Origin of the sequence: Mycobacterium celatum (assembly GCF_002101595.1) — a bacterium.
Classification (GTDB): Bacteria; Actinomycetota; Actinomycetes; order Mycobacteriales; family Mycobacteriaceae; genus Mycobacterium; species Mycobacterium celatum.
The window spans coordinates 49270-64846 of record NZ_LQOM01000051.1 but is presented as its reverse complement, the minus strand read 5'-3'; the positions used below and the strand labels follow the sequence as shown (position 1 = coordinate 64846).

The 15577-nt window shown below is 66.8% G+C and carries 11 protein-coding genes; 4 read left to right on the top strand and 7 right to left on the bottom strand.

The features are described from left to right. Positions 1-25: 25 nt before the first annotated feature. Positions 26-1396 carry a 13E12 repeat family protein gene (locus tag AWB95_RS22125; protein WP_062539310.1) on the bottom strand — a complete coding sequence of 457 codons (1371 nt, stop codon included), beginning with the start codon at positions 1394-1396 and terminating at the stop codon, positions 26-28. Between the two features lie 137 nt (positions 1397-1533). On the opposite strand from AWB95_RS22125, the gene AWB95_RS22120 reads away from it, so the two are divergent. Then, complete coding sequence (locus AWB95_RS22120; RefSeq protein WP_062539309.1) at positions 1534-2787, top strand: alpha/beta hydrolase; 1254 nt, start codon at positions 1534-1536, stop codon at positions 2785-2787. Positions 2788-2879: 92 nt separating this feature from the next. On the opposite strand, the gene AWB95_RS22115 is transcribed toward AWB95_RS22120, so the two are convergent. From AWB95_RS22115 to AWB95_RS22100, 4 genes are read right to left on the bottom strand one after another with little or no spacing between them, the layout of a single operon-like run. After that, positions 2880-3971, bottom strand: coding sequence for a PDR/VanB family oxidoreductase (locus AWB95_RS22115; protein WP_193830649.1), 1092 nt, complete (start codon positions 3969-3971; stop codon positions 2880-2882). Beyond that, entirely contained in the window at positions 3968-5713 is a 1746-nt protein-coding gene (locus AWB95_RS22110) for an SDR family oxidoreductase (RefSeq protein WP_062539308.1), read from the bottom strand. Before AWB95_RS22110 ends, AWB95_RS22115 begins: the two co-directional genes overlap by 4 nt. A 6-nt stretch (positions 5714-5719) precedes the next feature. After that, positions 5720-6628, bottom strand: coding sequence for a metal-dependent hydrolase (locus tag AWB95_RS22105; RefSeq protein ID WP_062539307.1), 909 nt, complete (start codon positions 6626-6628; stop codon positions 5720-5722). 18 nt (positions 6629-6646) lie between these two features. Beyond that, positions 6647-9886, bottom strand: coding sequence for a fatty acyl-AMP ligase (locus tag AWB95_RS22100; RefSeq protein WP_062539319.1), 3240 nt, complete (start codon positions 9884-9886; stop codon positions 6647-6649). Between the two features lie 657 nt (positions 9887-10543). Between AWB95_RS22100 and AWB95_RS22095 the strand changes: the two genes are divergently transcribed. Then, positions 10544-10867 (top strand): hypothetical protein, encoded by a 324-nt coding sequence (locus AWB95_RS22095; protein WP_062539306.1) that lies wholly within the window; start codon positions 10544-10546, stop codon positions 10865-10867. Between the two features lie 19 nt (positions 10868-10886). Here AWB95_RS22095 and AWB95_RS22090 read toward each other — a convergent pair whose 3' ends face one another. Continuing rightward, positions 10887-11888 (bottom strand): diacylglycerol/lipid kinase family protein, encoded by a 1002-nt coding sequence (locus AWB95_RS22090; RefSeq protein ID WP_062539305.1) that lies wholly within the window; start codon positions 11886-11888, stop codon positions 10887-10889. A gap of 168 nt (positions 11889-12056) precedes the next feature. Here AWB95_RS22090 and AWB95_RS22085 point away from each other — a divergent pair, with 168 nt between their 5' ends. Together AWB95_RS22085 and AWB95_RS22080 are read left to right on the top strand one after the other, a co-directional pair. After that, positions 12057-12926, top strand: a complete 870-nt coding sequence (locus AWB95_RS22085) for an oxidoreductase (protein WP_062539304.1) — start codon at positions 12057-12059, stop codon at positions 12924-12926. Positions 12927-13038: 112 nt separating this feature from the next. After that, positions 13039-13956, top strand: a complete 918-nt coding sequence (locus AWB95_RS22080) for a DMT family transporter (protein ID WP_062539303.1) — start codon at positions 13039-13041, stop codon at positions 13954-13956. On the opposite strand, the gene AWB95_RS22075 is transcribed toward AWB95_RS22080, so the two are convergent. Continuing rightward, positions 13943-15514: a PucR family transcriptional regulator gene (locus tag AWB95_RS22075; protein WP_062539302.1), complete on the bottom strand. Its 1572-nt coding sequence runs from the start codon at positions 15512-15514 to the stop codon at positions 13943-13945. The two genes, AWB95_RS22080 and AWB95_RS22075, sit on opposite strands and share 14 nt — an antisense overlap. Positions 15515-15577: the final 63 nt, after the last annotated feature.

Sequence of the window (15577 nt, the reverse complement as noted above, 5' to 3'; positions counted from 1 at the left end):
GCTTGTGTGCTCGGACGCACAAGGCCTACGGGTCGTCGTCGTCTTCGTCGTCATCGGCTCTAAGGAGCTTTTCGGGGTGGTGGTATCGGTTGGTGCGGGGTTGGCCGTGGTCGAGGTGTGGGGGTGGTATCCATTCGGTGTCGCCGTTTTTCAGTTTGCGGGTGGTCCAGCCGTCTTCGGTGATGGGGTGGTGGCCGCCGCAGCCTAGGGTGAGGTCGTTGACGTCGGTGGTGTGGCATTGGGCGTAGGGGGTGCAGTGGTGGGCTTCGCAGTGATAGCCGGGTACGGGGCAATTCGGGAACGTGCACCCGCGGTCCTTCGCATAGAGCACGATTCGTTGGGCGGGCGAGGCTAAGCGTTTGGTGTGATACAGCGCTAGCGCTTTGCCTTTGTCGAAAATGGCTAGGTAGTGGTGGGCGTGGGAGGCCAGCCGGATCACATCGGACATCGGTAGCAGTGTTCCGCCGCCGGTGAGGCCGTGTCCGGTGCCGGCTTCGAGGTCTTTGAGGTTGGTGGTGACGATGATGCTGGCCGGTAGCCCGTTGTGCTGCCCGAGGTTTCCGGAGGCCAACAACCCCCGCAGCCCCGCGAGCAGGGCGTCGTGGTTGCGCTGCCCGGTGCTGCGGGTGTCGCGGCGGGCTGTCTCCTCGCAAGGGGTGCCGTCGACAATCGGTGCCGAATCGGCGGGGTTGCACATGCCGGGGGCGGCGAGTTTGGCCCACACGGCTTCGAGGGTGGCGCGCAGTTCCGGGGTGATCCAGCCGCTTAGGTGTGACATGAGATCGGGGCCTTGCTTGCCCAGGGTCAGGCCGCGTCGGCGCGCCCGGTCGTCGTCGGTGAAGTCGCCGTCGGGGTTGAGGCAGTCGGTGAGCCGCTGGGCCAACATGGCTAGGTCGTCGGGGCGATGCTGCCCGGCCAATTCGGCCAGGTGGGCTTCGGCGTGTTCGCGGGTTTCGGCGTCGACGAACCCGGGCAGTCGGTGCATGAAGCTGCGGATCACTGCCACATGAGCGGTGCCGATCTGTCCGCCGCGCTGGGCGGCGGCGGTGGCGGGCAACCGCGGCGCCAACGGTTCGCCGGTGAGCGCCTGTCGGTCGCCCAGATCGGCGGCCTCGTGGATGCGCCGGCTGGCTTCGGCCGGGGTGATGCGTAGCCGTTCGGCCAGCGCGAAGCGCAGTGTGCCGCCCAGCTCGGTGTCGTTGGCCTGTTCGGCCAGCTGGTTGATCAGCGGATGCTCCACGGCGGGCAGTCGCCGGCGGATGGTTTCGCAGCGCTCCAGCATGGCCAGGCATTCCGGAGTGGTGAGCACGTCGAAGGACAGGTCTAGGGCGCGTTTGAGGTCGGCTTCGAGCGCGTCGAAGACCTCGACGATCTCCTCCCGACTATCCGAACGCATGTTCGAATACTATCAGGCCGAGGGGACAACTGCCACCAGTAACCCACAAGCAAAACCACAGTGGCGCAAGTGGTTACAGTGGTTCAAGAGGGTTTCGGGACCCGCCAGCAACAGTGGATCCGGCGTGGCCGCTTAAAGTGGCCGTCGTGAAGCAATTGGCAGCTGTCTTCGGGTCCCTGACGGGGTTGGCGTTCACCGCCAACGGCTACCGCCCGCTGAGCAAGCGCGGCTACCCCTCGCTGTTCGCCTTCGCCTACGGCGTGTTCGCCTCGGAACTGCCGCTGCAGGTTCTCGGTGGCCAACTCGCGGCGCTTGCCGCGGTGACCCGCAGGCTCTCGCCACGGGTGCGCTGGTTCAGCTGGCTGGTGTCGGCGGTGTCGTGGCTGGGGCTGCTGGGCTTGCATCGCATCGGTCGCCAGTCCGACCGGCCGCTCACGGCCGCACTGGATGTCGGGTTGGGTGCGGGCCGTCGCACCGAATCGGGCGACCTTTGGAAGCGGCCGGCGGGCGCAGGCACGGCCAAGACACCGGGCGTCATCCGCATGATGCGGGTCTACGGTGACTACGCGCACGACACCAACATCAGCTACGGCCCTTACGGTTCCCGGAACCACCTCGACATTTGGCGGCGTCCAGATTTGGATCGCGGCGGACAGGCCCCGGTGCTACTGCAGGTTCCCGGCGGCGCGTGGATGCTGGGAAGTAAACGCCACCAGGCGTATCCGTTGATGAGTCATCTGGCCGAATTGGGCTGGGTCTGTGTCGCGATCAACTACCGGCTCAGCCCGCGCTCGACCTGGCCCGACCACATCGTCGACGTCAAACGTGCACTGGCCTGGATCAAGGAGCACATCGCCAAGTACGGCGGGGACCCGGACTGGATTGCGATCACCGGCGGGTCAGCAGGTGGGCATCTGAGCGCGTTGGCCGCGTTGACCGCGAATGACCCGCAATTCCAACCCGGTTTCGAGGATGCTGACACCAGCGTGCGAGCGGCGGTCCCGTTCTACGGCGTCTACGACTTCACCTATTCCGATTCGTTGCATCCACTGATGACGCCGACGCTGGGCAAGTACGTGTTCAAGCTGTCGCGCAACGAAACTGCGGAGGCTCTCCGCGCCGCCTCGCCGATCAGCCACGTCAGTTCCGAAGCGCCACCGTTTTTCGTGCTGCATGGGTGTAACGACTCGCTGATCCCGGTCGAACAGGGGCGGGCTTTCGCGGTGCGGCTGCGCGGGGTCAGCAAGGCTCCCGTCGCGTATGCCGAATTACCTTACGCGCAGCACGCTTTCGACATCTTCGGTTCGGTGCGTGCCCAGCACGCGGCGGTGGCCGTCGAGCAGTTCCTCGCTGAGATCTACGTGCGCTCGAGGGTTACATCAGCGACTTGACGTTTCGTCACCGCCCAACCGATGCACCGACTGTGTGTCCTCATACGCTCTTCGCGGTGTGTCGCGTATGAAACCGCACAGTCGGCAGAAGATTAAGCGTCGATCACTACACGATCGCCCTTGGCTCGCGAGACGCAGACCAACATTTCGTCATCGCCCTCCGCGGCGCGCCCTCTGCGTTCTACCTCGCCGGCCAGCACCTTGACCTTGCAGGTTCCGCAGAACCCCTGCTGGCACGAGTACGGGGTGGCCGGGTTGCGGTCGAGCATGACGGCCAGCGCCGAGCGGTTCGCCGGCACGCTGACCACCTGCCGCGACCGCGCGAGCTCCAGCTCGAAGGGAACACCGTCGACCACCGGCGGCGGACTGAACCGCTCGTAATGCAATGGCGCATCGGCATGTTCGTCACGCGCTGCGCGCACCGACTCCAGCATGCCGGTCGGGCCGCAGACGTAGACGGCGGTCGCCGGCCCCGCGTCCGCGAGCAGGTCCGCCGCGGTGGGGATTCGGCCGCGCTCGTCGTCCGCCCACACCGTGACCCGGTCGGGCGCCACTGCCACCAGCTCGTCCAGCAGTGGCATGTACTGGCGGGTGCGGCCGGCATACACTGCGCGCCAATTGATTCCGTGCTGCTGAGCGACCTGAACCATGGGCAGGATCGGCGTTATCCCGATACCGCCAATCACGAACAACACCTCACGCTCGTCCGTGACGAGATAGAACGCGTTGCGCGGACCTTCCAACACCAGCGTGTCACCCACGTCGAAGGTGTCATGCATCTCGATCGAGCCGCCACCGCCGTCAGCGATGCGGCGCACCGCGATGCGGTAGTCGGTACGCCGGCCGGGCGGACCGCACAGCGAGTACTGCCGACGCCGTCCCGACGGGAGCCGGACATCGATATGTGCACCGGGTGTCCACGACGGCAGCAGTCCACCATCGGGATCCGCCAGCGTCAGCGCCACCACATCGGGGGCCAGCACTTCGCGTTTGGTGACCACCGCGTGGATCGTGCGCTGCACCGGCGCCACCCGCGACGGGGTCCACCGCGACGCCGACGCCAGGCCGCCGAACAGTGTGCCCACGCCGTACAGCGCGGTCAGCGCGCGGTCGCGCTTGCGCCGGCCGTACAAGTCGGCGGGTCTACTGCTCCAAATACCTTGCGCCACAGTCGTCTCGCTCACATCTGCCGAAGGTCGAATCTCGCGAACAGCCGCACTAGCGACGGGCTGATGCGGCGCAGTGCGTAGCCCACCCTGGACTCGGCCGCGACCGGCAGCACCGCCGGACCGGTCCGGACTGCCTTGACGATCGCTCTTGCGACGGCTTCCGGGGTGTAGTTACGACGCCGATAGGCGGCGTCGGCCTTCTGCCGGGCGCGTTCCTGCTGCTCGGTCGAAAGGTTAGTGTATACAGTGCTTTTGGCGATATTGGTGTTGACGAAACCCGGGCACACCGCCGTCACCGTGATGCCCTCGTCGGCGAGGTCCGCGCGCAGCGATTCGCTCAATGCGAGCACCGCGGCCTTTGTGGTGCCGTAGGCGACCATGGATTTCGACGGCAAGAACGCCGCCGCCGACGACACGTTGATGATCGTTCCGCCCTGGCCGCGCTCGACCATCTGGGCGCCGAACGCCCGGCTGCCGTTGATGACACCGCGCACGTTGACCCCCATGATGGTGTCCCAGTGCTCCGGAGTCGTCTCCAGGAACCGGCCGGCCATCCCGATCCCGGCGTTGTTGACCAGGATGTCGACCACACCGTGCTTGTCGTGTACTTGTGCGGCAAGCTCATGCATTGCCGTCTCGTCGCTGACGTCGACCTGGTAGACCGCGGCCTCGGCCCCGGCGGCCCGGACGGCCTCGGCGGTGTCGTTGGCGCTGTCGACATCAAGGTCGACCACCACGACGGTGGCCGCACCCTGGCGTGCCAGCTCCACCGCGGTGGCCCGGCCTATCCCGGCGCCGGCCCCGGTGACCAGCGCGAGTTTGCCTACCACATCACGGGATCCGGTGTTGACGACCGAATCGCCCGCTGCGCCCGCGGTGACCAGGTCCACCCATTCGCCGGTGAGCCTGGCAATGACGTCGGGACGCGACGTCACCACCCAGTGCCCGCCCTCGATCGGGACGACCCTGCCGCCCGGCAAGAGAGAGCCGGTGAACCGCTGCAAGGGCGGTGAGACGAAGTAGTCCTTGCGCGCAACCAGCACCTGCACCGGAACCCGTGTTTCCGGCAACTGTTCCGGCGGCGCCAGTATTGGCGCGGGCATGTTGGCGCGGTACAGGTTGAGCCCGTTGAGGTAGTCGTGAGTCGACCGGTATGGCGCAGGGCGCTGACTCCGGGTACTCGACCGGCCGATACGTTCAACGGCGTCAAAGACTTTCACCGTCGCCCGGGACCGGATCGTCAATTCCGGCAGACCCGGGCACAGGAAGAACCAGATGTAGCTGGACGCCAGGACCTGTTTGGCGACGTCGGCCACGGCGCGTGGCGTGCGCGGTGACCGCAGGAACTTGCCCGCGTAGTTCAGGTGCGGCCCGGAGATCGACGTGAACGAGGCGACCCTGTCCATCAGCGGCTCGTCGGTTACCGCGGCCCACGCTTGAATCGAGCCCCAGTCGTGGGCCACCAGGTGAACCTGGTCGACCCCCAGGCTGTCGATCACCGCGGCGATGTCCGAAACCAGTTGGGGGAAGCGGTATGCCGACCTGTTCGCCGGTTTGGACGACTCGCCGGCCCCGCGCACGTCGTAGGCCACAAAGTTGTAGCGGTCGGCAAGTCGTTCCGCAACGCCGTCCCACACGTGGTGGTTATCGGGGTAGCCGTGAATGGCCAGGATGGTCGGCCGCCGTGCGTCGATCTCGGTGTAGGCGTGCACCGCCAAACAAACGCCGTCCGACGCGGTCACAGAGGAGGTGGTCATGAGTGCTCAGTGCGCGGCGCGGGCAGCGCGGGAGCGGGCCAGGTACTCGACCGCGCGCCCGACCCCGCCCAGCTGCGACGGATGGAAACTCGGCTTGTAGTAGGCGCCGATCACCCGCAGAAACTCGAACGGCCCGGGCACCAAACCGCGGCGCGCCGCGTCGAAGTAGTCCCGCCAGCGCGGCTTGGTTCCCGGCGGCAGGTGCGGGTCGATCGAGTACATGAACCGCACGCCGCGTGCGAACAACCACAGCATCGCCGGTGTGACCAGCAACTGGGTGCGCACCTGGCGCCAGTACCCGGCGCGCAGATGCTTCATGGTGTCGAAGGCAACCGCTTTGTGTTCGACTTCCTCGGCGCCGTGCCAGCGCAGCAGGTCTAGCATCACCGGGTCGGCGCCAAGCTCATCGAGTTGCGGCGTGTCCAGAATCCACTCGCCGAGGATGGCCGTGTAGTGCTCGAGCGCGGCCACGATCGACACCTGCTCTGCCAACCAGCTCTGCCGTCGTCGCGCACTCCACCAGGGGCGGTCCCCGATGAGCTTGTCGAACATCCAACGGATCTGGCTGGTGAACGGCGTGAGATCGATGCCCTTGGCCGTCAGGTGCTCGGCCACACCGGCGTGCGCCTGGGAATGCATGGCCTCTTGGCTGATGAACCCCTGCACGTCCAGCCGCAGCTGGTCGTCGCGGATCAGCGGTAACGCCCGCTTGAAGACGTCGACGATCCACTCTTCGCCCGCCGGCAGCAGCAGATGCAGGACATTGCAGAAGTGGGTGGCGAAGACCTCGTTGGGCACGTAGTAGAACGGCAGCCTCGCCCAGTCGAAGTCGACGTCGCGCGCCTGCAGGACGATTCGCTCGTGATCGAGCGTCTCGTCGTGCGGGCCCGCTGCCTGGTCATCGACGGTGAACATCGCAATCTCCCAGTCTAGTTACGCGCTGCACCGCGCCTCGCTCTCCGCCTCGGTGATCAGACGCTCGCGGCGCAGGAACCGGACGAGGTCGTCGACCGTGTCGGCCAGCGCCGGCTCGCGGCGACGAACCTTGGCCAGCGAGCGCGCCTGCCGGTACTGGCTGTTGTCGTAGCGCTTGTCCCGCATTGCCTGGATCTTGCCCGCCGAGCGGGTGAGGAAGTCGACCAGCGGATAGAGCGGATCGCCCGGCGTGCACCGGCGGTTCACCTCGTCGGTGAACGACGGGATGTCCAGGTAGCTGAAGCGGTAGCCGTGCCGTTCGGACAACATCCGGGTGATGTCGGTGAGGTTGTAGTAGTCGTCGGCGGTCAAGTTGAACACCGTGCCCGCCTCGGCCGGAAGGCCCATCAGCGCGACGACGTGATCGGCGATCAAATCTGCCGGCAGCAGGCTGATCTGGTTGCGGGCGTCGACGGCCAGCCCGTGCTCGATCATGAACGCGGTGAGCCGCACCAGGATGTCGTCCTGGCTGCCGAAGCCCGCGCTGGTGGGGGAGATAAGCGACGGACGATAAATACGCACATCGAGACCCTGGCGCTGCGCTGCCAGCACCAGCTGCTCGGCGACCCATTTAGTCTGCGAGTAGCCGAAGTCCAGGCCGCTCATCTCCTCGTTCGCATAATCTTCGCCGACCACCGGCATGGTGCTCCAGCCGTAGATGAAGGTGCTGGAGACCAGGTGGAACGCCTTCCGGTGTGAGGTCATGGCCAGCCGCAGCAGCTCGTGCGTGCCGGCCACGTTGGTGGGCCGCAGGGCGTCGTAGGTGCGGACGTAGTTGACCAGGGCACCGTTGTGCACGATGGCGTCGACGCTCTCGGCCAGCTGCTGGAACGCCTCCTCACCGATGCCCAGGTGCGGCTCGGCGAGGTCGCCGCAGATCACCCGCACCCGCGCGCGGACCTCGGCTTCCAGGCCTGCCGACCACAGGTGGGCCTGCCGCAGCCCGGCGATGATCCGGTCCAGGCCGTGCGCCGCATCGGTGGCGCGCACGAGCGCGTGCACGGTGTAGGACGTCTGCGCCAGCAGGCTGCTGACCAGGAACGGCCCGAGGAACCCGGTGGCGCCGGTCAGCAGGATGTCGGTCGGCACGCCTTCGCGCGCCGGCGGCAGGGCCGGCAGGGGCAGTTGCGCGTCGGCACGCATCTGCCGGGTCTCGTATTCCTCGTACTCGGCGGCAATTTGGTCCAGCGTCTGCCGCAAGGTCTGGAGCGGCAGCTCGGCCCCCTCTCCGAACTGCCGCATGATCTGGAAGAACTCGGCAACCGTCAGGCGCTGAAGCAGCCGCGTGTTGACCTCTTTGGCCAGCTCGCCGGCGCCGTGCTCTCTCAGCAAGGCCTGCAAGTCGGTGTGGAGTTCGGCCAGGGCCAGTGAGTCGATGCCCAGATCGGCGAAGGAGCAGTCCTCCTGGCCGGTCAAGTCGTAGCTCTCGATGAGGTAGCGGAAGCGTTCCAGCGGGCCGGCGCCGGCTCCCGGCGCTTCGGGCGCGTGGTGGGAGTGGCTCGCCAGCTCCGGCAGCTTGCCGTCCAGCCACAGCTGGCGGGTGTGCGCCCGCCGGATCTTCCCCGAGGTGGTCTTGGGAATGCTGCGCGGTGGTGAGAACACGATGGTCTGCGGATCGATGTGACAGTGCCTGCGGATCGCCCGCGCCAGCATCTTGGCATCGGGCAGCGCGTCCTTGTCGCGCACCTCGGCGACCACGACCAGCGACTCCTGCTCGTCGCGCTCGACCGAGAAGGCGGCGACGCAGCCGCCGCGGATCTGTGCGGAGGAGCGTTCCACGACCGACTCGATGTCCGACGGGTAGCAGTTGACGCCGCGGACGATGATCAGATCCTTGCGCCGGCCGCAGACGAACAGCTCGCCCTCGTAGAGGAAGCCAAGATCGCCTGTCCGCAGATAGGTGTGCTCGTCGTCGCCGACGATGCGGGCTTCGAACGTCTCCGCGCTGAGCTCGGGACGGCGCCAGTAGCCGCCTCCCTTGGATGCTCCGTCCACCCAGATCTCGCCGATCCGGCCCTCGGCCAGGTCCTCTCGCGATTGCGGATCGACGATGCGGATCACGTTTCCGGCGACGGGCTTGCCGGAACTCACCAGCGGGGTCTGGTTGTTGTTCTCGGGCACGGCCTTTTCGACCCGGACCACATTCTGCTCCAGCGCCCGCTTGTTCACGGTCACGGTCTGGCGCCCCTTGAGCGTCACTCCCAGGGTGTTCTCGGCCAGGCCGTAAGCGCCGGTCAGCGCGTCGGGCCGCAGACCGTAGGGGGCGAAGCGCTCCCGGAAACGTGCGAAGGTCTTGTCCCGCAACGGCTCCGCGCCGACGACGATGCTGTCCAGGCTGCTCAGGTCGAGGCCGGCCAGCTCGGAGGCGGGAAGCTTGTCCTCACGCAGGCAGTACTCGAGGCCGAAGTTCGGCGCCGGCGTGTGGGTGGCGCGGACCTCGCTGATCAGCCGCAGCCAGGCCGACGGCCGCTGGAGGAAGTCGGCCGGTGACATCCCGTGCGTGGTCCCGCCGAGCACCACGATGAACAGGTAGGCGGAGATCAAGCCCATGTCGTGGTGCTGCGGCAGCCAGCTGACCGCGACTTCCTTGCCGCTGAACGCCGAGGCGTTGGCGATGACGTTGGCGTGGCTGACGATCACGCCCTTGGGATCGCTGGTGGAGCCGGAGGTGTACTGCAGGAAGAGCACCGGACCAGGAGTGTCGACAACGGAAGCACCGCCGAAGTCCTGCGTGGCATCGGTCGCGAACCAGGGCAGGTCCGGAAGTTGCGCGACGTCGGCCCAGGGCAGCCCGCCTTGCTGATTGCCCAGCAGCGAGCGGAAGTCGTACTCGAGCTGCTTGGTCGACAGCACGGCCTTGGCCTGGCAGTCCCGCGCAATGAAGCCGAGCTTGGCCAGCCCCGCTTCGAACGACATCGGCAGGGGAGGGCTGACTGGAACGGCGATCACGCCGAGGCGCGCGCACGCGTAGAACGCCGCGACCATCTCCAGGCCCGGGGGGTAGACCAGCAGCGCCCGGTCACCCGGCTGAAGGCCGGCCTCCGCCGAGAGGTAGGCGGCCAGCTCGCGCGTCCGCTCGGCGAAGCTCTGGTAGGTGTAGTGCTCGAGCTCGCGGCCCTCGATGTCGACGAACCGGTACAGGGTCTGGTCCGGTTTGCGCGCTTCCCACATGTCGAGGTAATCGATAAGCGTCTCCATCTTCAGAGTCACTCTCCCTTCCAGGCTCTTCACTGCAATCAATAGAACAACTTCACTTTGATACAGCCGATCGTAGCGCTGCTAAGCAATGTCTGGCAAAGTTTAATCAGGATTTTTTGGCTAGTGCACATTGAACTCACAACGATCTCCCAGGTTGGCACGAAGGCGGTTATTTACGGCCGGTGTGTCGCTGTGTTTCTGGTCACGAAAACAGACTGAAAATAAGCACATATTATCTGTGGGTACGGGGATCAGTAGCTCAGTATATCCTAAATAACCAGCTCACAGGCTCGACTTCTGTGAATACGCCGATACTGGAGTACTGAACCGCGAATATCCGTAATCCATGATAATTTCGAGACCCTTCATTTCCAGGTTCGGCCTGCCAGCTCCTTATTGACGACCTGTCGATAGAAATATACGGACAAAGGTCCGCGGTGCGGTCCGGAATATCGCCAGAAACCCGACATCTCAGCAAACACCGCATGACAAAGCCGAAAGGGCGGCAACCGCCGTCGGCGTGCGCGGCTGGTGGTGACGGATGCGGCGCGTCGTCGCAGTGGGGCCGGTGGCCCGGCGATGGACCCAGCGTCGCTACAGAAGTCATAATGTACTGAGATACGGACTACTGACATACGTTGCCGAAGGAGGCCGACGATGAGCGGTGCCGACCGTATCGATGGCGACGACGGGCGGCCTCGCGCACGCCCCGCAGGCGTCGCACCGATTGCACCCGCGGTCGCGGCGGCGCCGACCGAACCCTTCGCCATCGGCCGAACACGCGCCGGCCGCACACGACGAACAGTCGACCTTTCACCCGCTCAGCACCGAGCGCTCGACATCTGGCAGCGAGAAGCCGCCGACCGACTGGGACTGGCCCGCGTCACGGGACAAGAGGTCCTGGTCGCGCTCGTCGACCAACTGCTGAGCGACCCGAAGCTCTCTGCGCAGATCATCCGCACCATTCGCGCTCGGCGGTGAATCGCGGGCTGCCCAGCGCTCAGGACCCGTGCGCCACGGGGGCGACACGGATGCGCGGCCCGGCGCGGGCCACCAGCCTGACGATGCCGTCGAAACGCTCGCCGTCGATGATCGGCGACAGCGGCTCGTCGTCGGCCTCGATGATCATCTCCTTGCCGTTGACGTCGCGGACCCGACTGCCGCGGAGCCTGCCGTAGGTGAGCGCCGAGGGAAGCTGCACGACGATGCTCGACGGCCTGATCTCACCGGCCTGGAAATGCAGTGCACCCGGTTCGGATGCCTTCGGGAACAGCCGGAATGGCCCGCCGATGCGCAGGTCGATCGCGCCGGCGTGCAGCACGCGGTGCGTCCGCGTCGGGACCTCCTCGCCGTCGATGACGACGCGGGCATGGGTCGGAGCGAACAGGTGGGCCGCCCAGTTTTCCCTGTCCATGTGGCCGGGAGCGACCTTGTTGGTGATGTAGTCGCCGAACGTGCGACCGATCACCCGCGCGACGGCTGCACGGCCGTGATCGGGGTTGGCGTAGTACTTGTCGTAGAACCGGTTGCCCACACCTCCGGCGGCGAGCCCAAAGCACAGGCGATGAAACGGCGCGCCGTCCGCGGTTGCACCGTCGAGCTCCAAAGTGTCAAGCGACATTTCGGGCGGGAACCGACCTTTCGCCGCGGCAGCGGTCAGTGCGCGGATGATCGCGTCGGCGCGGCCGCGTACTCGCGCCTTACGCGCGACGGCGTTGACACTACCGCCGTTGGTGGGCACGAATGCCGGCCACTGTTCCGGATCGCTGACGCAGTGCTGCATTTCGTTGACCAACCAGTGCAGGGCGCCGTCGCCGCCGTCACCCACCAGGTGGGTGACCCGTGGATGCAGGTCCTCGATGACCTTGCGGAGCTCCTCGATCGATTCGGTTTCGTGCACCTCGCCCCACGGTCCGACGATGCGACGCAGCTCTGCGCTGCGATCTCCCCGCGCGGCCAGATTCTTGCGTGCGCGCGGGTTGACGATCACACCCAGATACATCCGGGCGGGCACATCGCTTCCCAAATGAATACTCCTCAGCGAGCGGACCGGGGCGCAGGCGTATCCGCGCGCCATCCCAGGACGATACCTGCGACAGCGTTTTCGCCGGGCAATCGGCTGACCAGCGCCGGTGTTCCACGCTCAGTGGGCCTCATTACTGTGTCTGCCATGCCTGGTTGGACCGCAGCAGACCTGCCCTCGTTCGCCGGACGCACCGTCATCGTCACCGGTGCCAACGCAGGGCTGGGTGAGGTGACCGCCCGCGAGTTGGCCCGCGTCGGTGCCCGCGTCATCCTGGCGGTGCGCAACACCGACAAGGGTGAGGCCGCCGCCGGCCGGATGACCGGAGACGTCGAGGTGCGTCGACTCGACCTGGAAGATCTGTCGTCGGTGCGCGCTTTTGCCGACGGTGTGGACGCCGTCGACGTCCTGGTCAACAACGCCGGGATCATGGCCGTCGATCACGCGCTGACGGTCGACGGCTTCGAGCGCCACATCGGCACCAACCACCTCGGCCATTTCGCGCTGACCAACCTGCTGTTGCCCAGGCTCACCGACCGGGTGGTGACGGTGTCGTCGCTGATGCACATGTTCGGCTACATCAGCCTCAAAGACCTGAACTGGCAGTCCCGGCCGTATTCGCGGTGGCTGGCCTACAGCCAGTCGAAGCTGGCCAACCTGCTGTTCACCAGCGAGCTGCAGCGGCGCTTGGAGAGTGCAGGCACTTCGCTGCGCGCGCTGGCCGCCCACCCGGGCTGGTCGCATACCAACCTGCAAGGCCAGTCCGGGCGCACAGTGAGCGATGCGGTGGTGCTGGCCGTCGACCGGGTGGTGTCCACCGATGCCGACTTCGGTGCCCGGCAGACGCTGTACGCGGTGTCGCAGGATCTGCCCGGCGACACCTACGTCGGCCCGCGGTTCGCGTTTTACGGTCCCAGTCAGCCGACCTGGCGCAACTGGCCGGCGAAGCGGTCAGGCACCGCGGCGGCGCTCTGGGAGTTGTCCGAGCAGCTGACCGACACCAAGTTTCCGCTCTGAGGCTGCCTAGACTTCGCGGTTTCGCCGCGAAGCTCGCCGAGCACACTGTGAGCACTAGAGTCACGCCGGAAGGAACACGGCTTCCGGGCGTAGACGTCGGCAAGGAGGTCAGATGTCGAATACGGATATCGCGGGGTTTCTTGCGCTGTGCGCCGCGCTGGCCGCTGCGATCGGCAGCGTAGTCCGTCAGCGGATCGCGCAGCAGATCACCGACGAACCGGTCGGCCACTTGGCGTTGTTCGGGATGTTGGTGCGCGACGTCCGGTGGTGGCTGGGCGGTCTGGGTGATGTCGCCAGTTACTGCCTGCTTGCAGCTGCGCTCGACAAAGGTTCGGTCATGCTGGTCACGGCTCTGCAGGTGACCGTGCTGCTGTTCGCCCTGCCCATCTACGCGCGGGTGACCCGTCATCGGATAACCCGGCGGGAGTGGATGTGGGCGGTGTTCCTGGCGGCGGCACTGGCTCTCCTCGTCACTGTCGGTGATCCGACCGCCGGGCAGTCGCGGGGCTCGCTGGGAACCTGGATCATCGTGGCACTTGTCATGGGCCCGGCCTTGGCGTTGTGCGTGCTGGGCGCGCGGATCTGGTCGGATCGTCCGGCCGCGGCGGTGCTGCTGGCGGCGGTGTCGGGTTCGGCGTTGGCGCTGTTCGCGGTGCTGACCAAGGGAATTGTCGACGTGCTCGAACACGGGGCCGGGGCGTTGCTGCGTACACCGGAGCTGTATGCCTGGATACTCGCCGCGGTTGTCGGGATGATCTTTCAGCAGTCGGCGTTTCGGGCCGGCGCGCTGACCGCCTCCCTCCCGACGATCACCGTGGCCAAGCCGGTGGTGGCCACGGCGCTGGGGATCATCGTGCTCAAGGAGACGCTGGAAGCCGACGGGCCGGAGTGGTTCTTGCTGGTGGCTGCGGCGGTGATGGTGATCGTGGCGACAGTCGGCCTGGCCCGCGGGGAGGCCGCCACCATGACGGCCGGCGCGGGACATGACGCGACGATCGCCGACCAGCCGACGCGGTTTAGCGCTCGGTAGCGCGCAGGCTCAGCGAAAGCACCAGCCGCACATCGGGATCGGCCAGCGACGTCGACAGCAACCGTTCGATCCGGCGGACCCGGTAGCGCACGGTGTTGGGATGCACGTGCAGCTGCTGCGCCGCCGCGGCGACATCGCCGAAGCTGTCCAGGTAGGTCCGCAGGGTCTCGGCCAGCGCCGGGTCACGGGTACGGAGCTCGCGGACCCGTGGGTCGACGAGCCGCTCGTCGGCACCGACGAGCGTGACGATCTCGTCGAGCAGCACGGTGGTGCGCGCCTCGGCCAGCGAGCTGACCTGATCGATCGAATCCGGATGGCGCGCAGCGCTATCCAGCACGCGGTCGACCTCGGTGCGTGCCGCGGCCATCCCGGCCAGTCCGGCGACGGGTGCTGCGATGACCGCGCGCAGGCGCAACCCCAGCTCGGACTGCAGCGAGCCGACGGTGCCGCGAACCCAGGATGCGACCGACGTGGGCTTGGCGGCGGGGGGAAGCAGCACATATGTTCGCGAGCCGCTCGACGTGACTTGGGCGTCGGCGCGAAAAGCGCTGGCGCTCAATGCAACTATGTCGGGCAGTCGTGGGTGTTGATCGGCGGAGTCGACGCCGACCAGCGCGGCGTTGCCGTCGGGAACAATGCCGAGTTCGTGGGCGATGTCGCCGATGTCGAGGCGTTCTTTGTCGGCCAGGCCCAGCAGCTGCTGGACCCGCAGCGCGTGCGTCGAGGGCCGGGCCGCCAGTCGCGACATGATCCGTGCGGCCAGCACCGCGGCACCGCGCAGCACTTCGTCGGCGTCGTCGGCCAGCGGCCGCGAGCCGCGCTGGACCCAGATGGTCCCGACGAATGCGGGCGCACGCCGTGCGTCGACCGGCGGCTGGTGGATGCCGATCGCCAGCCGCGACCGCAGGCCCAACTCCGGGCGCTCCTTGACATGCACCACCTCGTCGCCGGCCCGCAGCGCATCGAAGATGCCCCAGCGGCTGATCCACTCCAGATGCTCGGGCGGACCGGCGCGACCGAGGATCGAGAGCCGCCGCAATTCGTCGGCCTCGTCGTTGGACGCCGAGTAGGCCAGGACATGCGACTGCTCGTCCTCGATGCTGACCATGCCGTGGATCCGGTCGGCCACCGACTGCGCCAGACTGAACAGGTCGGTGCCGGAGTCGTAGCGGGGGTCGCTTCGGTGGTGCTCGAAGACGTGATTGACCAAGCGGTACAACCGTTCCCAGCGGGCCCGCGGATCGACGGCCACTACCGCTGACCCGGCCTTCGCGGCACGGGCCACCAACGCAGCGGACGGCTCTTTGGCAAAGATGGCCACCGGCGCGGTTGTCTGCGTGCTGATCCAGCGCTGCGCCTCGTCGTCGCCGACGCCGAGCAGAAAGAACACGTCGGCCGAATCCGCGCCCGTCGCCAACCCCAGCCGCACATCGTCGGAGTCGATCAACGCTGCCGAAGCCACCGGCAGGTCCAGCCCGCGCGGGGCGTCGACCAGGCTGACCATGGTTGCGTCCAGCGCCAGCAACAGCTGGCCCAGCCCGACGCCGGTGGCCCGCATATTGTCTGATTCTACTGTCTGTGGGCTTACTGGTTGTCCGATCCGCCAAAGGCCCTGCGCTCG

Coding starts and splice junctions, on each gene's coding strand:
- AWB95_RS22110 (WP_062539308.1), bottom strand. CDS start 5,713: ATGACCACCTCCTCTGTGACCGCGTCGGACGGCGTTTGTTTGGCGGTG.
- AWB95_RS22125 (WP_062539310.1), bottom strand. CDS start 1,396: ATGCGTTCGGATAGTCGGGAGGAGATCGTCGAGGTCTTCGACGCGCTC.
- AWB95_RS22075 (WP_062539302.1), bottom strand. CDS start 15,514: ATGCGGGCCACCGGCGTCGGGCTGGGCCAGCTGTTGCTGGCGCTGGAC.
- AWB95_RS22090 (WP_062539305.1), bottom strand. CDS start 11,888: ATGTATCTGGGTGTGATCGTCAACCCGCGCGCACGCAAGAATCTGGCC.
- AWB95_RS22100 (WP_062539319.1), bottom strand. CDS start 9,886: ATGGAGACGCTTATCGATTACCTCGACATGTGGGAAGCGCGCAAACCG.
- AWB95_RS22105 (WP_062539307.1), bottom strand. CDS start 6,628: ATGTTCACCGTCGATGACCAGGCAGCGGGCCCGCACGACGAGACGCTC.
- AWB95_RS22080 (WP_062539303.1), top strand. CDS start 13,039: ATGTCGAATACGGATATCGCGGGGTTTCTTGCGCTGTGCGCCGCGCTG.
- AWB95_RS22095 (WP_062539306.1), top strand. CDS start 10,544: ATGAGCGGTGCCGACCGTATCGATGGCGACGACGGGCGGCCTCGCGCA.
- AWB95_RS22085 (WP_062539304.1), top strand. CDS start 12,057: ATGCCTGGTTGGACCGCAGCAGACCTGCCCTCGTTCGCCGGACGCACC.